The sequence below is a fragment of the Alcanivorax sp. HI0083 genome (assembly GCF_001635175.1).
Map to the genome: position 1 here is coordinate 1 of NZ_LWFX01001372.1, position 1844 is coordinate 1844.

Genomic DNA, 1844 nt, shown 5'->3' on the forward strand with positions numbered 1-1844 from the left:
GCATCAAAGGCATCAACCGGTCCAGCCGTTCACGGCTGATGGCTTGCATATTCTCCACCGCCCGGCTGTCGCGAAAATCACTCAACCTGCCGTAGACGGCTTCTGCGTCCTGAACGCCAATGGCATTGAGCTGGGCCGCAGCAGCGTCGTCATCCAGCTGGCCCAACCACAAATCCAGTAATTCCTGGTCCGCCCCCTGGGCGGCATCGGTTTCCTGTTCCGGGTCAGCGATCACCTGGCTGAAATGATGACGCACACTTTCCCGGTAGCGGCGCAGCTTGCGCTCAAAGGCGGCCCGGGCGGAAAAGCCCATGGCAAACGTCAGTCGCTGCCAGCCCAGTTCGTCATCCGGCAGGCGCTGGGTCTGCTTATCCGCCACCGCCTGCAAGCGATGCTCCACATCCCGCAGGAACAGGTAGGCTTCGGTGAGCTCGTCGGCCACATCCTCGGGCAGCAACTCAAGCGCCACCAGTTGCGGCAGCACCTTGATCAGGTTTGGCTCACGCAGGGCCGGCAGCTGGCCACCCCGGATCAACTGGAAAGCCTGCACAATAAATTCCACTTCACGAATGCCACCGGCGCCCAGCTTCACATCGGCCTGCATGCCCTTGCGATTCACTTCCCGCTCGATCAGGGACTTCATTTCCCGTAGGGACTGGAAGGCGCCGTAATCGATATAGCGGCGATAGACGAAGGGATTCAGGCGCTTGATCAGGCGATTACCGGCCTGCAGGTCGCCAGCCATGGGACGCATCTTGATCAGCGCATAGCGCTCCCATTCGCGACCCTGGGTCTCGTAGTAACCCTCCATGGCATCAAAGCCAATGGCCAGCACACCACTCTTGCCCCAGGGGCGCAGGCGCATATCCACTCGGAACACAAAACCGTCAGCGGTGGTCTGATCCAGCGCCTTGATCAGCTGCTGGCCCAGGCGCACAAAGAACTGATGGTGGGTCAGGGCGCGGCGTTCGCCTTCAATTTCGCCCTCGTGCTCATAGGCAAAGATCAGGTCGATGTCGGAAGACAGGTTCAGTTCATGGGCCCCCAGCTTGCCCATGGCCAGCACCACCAACCTGACCGGGTTACCGTCCGGGCCCAGCGGTGTACCACTGCGCTCACAGGCCCAGCCGTAGAGCACCGACAGCGCCTCGTCGATAAGGGTATCCGCCAGCAACGACAGGTCCGCCACGGCACTGTGGTAATCGCCGATCCGGGCCAGATCCCGCCAGACAATGCGCACCATATGGCGATGGCGCAGACGGCGCAGCGCCCGCTTGAGGTCATCCTCGCTGTCGCATTGCGCCAGCAAGGCGCGGATTTCCTCTTTCAGGGACGCCGCCGCCAGCGCCTGGCTCAGGTCACTGGCCAGCAGCCACTCCCCCAGCCCCGGATCGCGCTGAAACTGGGCCGCCACGTAGTCAGAGCCCGCCCATACACGGGGCAAGTCAGTCAACAGGTCGTCAGGAATACGGTGGCCGGATTCGACAAAGTGCTGCCAGTGCTGGCTGACCAGCACCGACAGTTCATCCGGCAGGGAGTGATATTGGGGTTCATTCATGGGCGGCTATTGTCGTACGGCGAAGGGAAAGCTACAAGCAAAACGCCTGACGCCAGACAAAGGCTCGGGTTTTCGGCGTCACGCCTCCGGCGTGCATTCACCCCAACAGAATATCCTGGGATGGCGTCACCCGCATGACCTCTTCAATGGTGGTCAGCCCTTTGGCCACCTTCATGGCACCGCTGATACGCAAGGGCTTCATGCCCGACTTCAGCGATGCACGAGTGATCGTTTCCAGATCTGCCCCCCGGGTGATGTGGTTTTTCAGGGTGGTACGTAGCGGCAT

At 61.4% G+C, this 1844-nt stretch carries 1 protein-coding gene and 1 pseudogene; both read right to left on the bottom strand.

Going from position 1 to position 1844, the window contains the following annotated elements:
- Positions 1–1558: bifunctional [glutamate--ammonia ligase]-adenylyl-L-tyrosine phosphorylase/[glutamate--ammonia-ligase] adenylyltransferase (gene glnE / locus A3754_RS20705; RefSeq protein ID WP_082904813.1), on the bottom strand; the 1558-nt coding region annotated here is incomplete at its 3' end.
- A gap of 97 nt (positions 1559–1655) precedes the next feature.
- A pseudogene (locus A3754_RS27995) lies at positions 1656–1844 on the bottom strand (type II/IV secretion system protein); the annotation flags it as partial.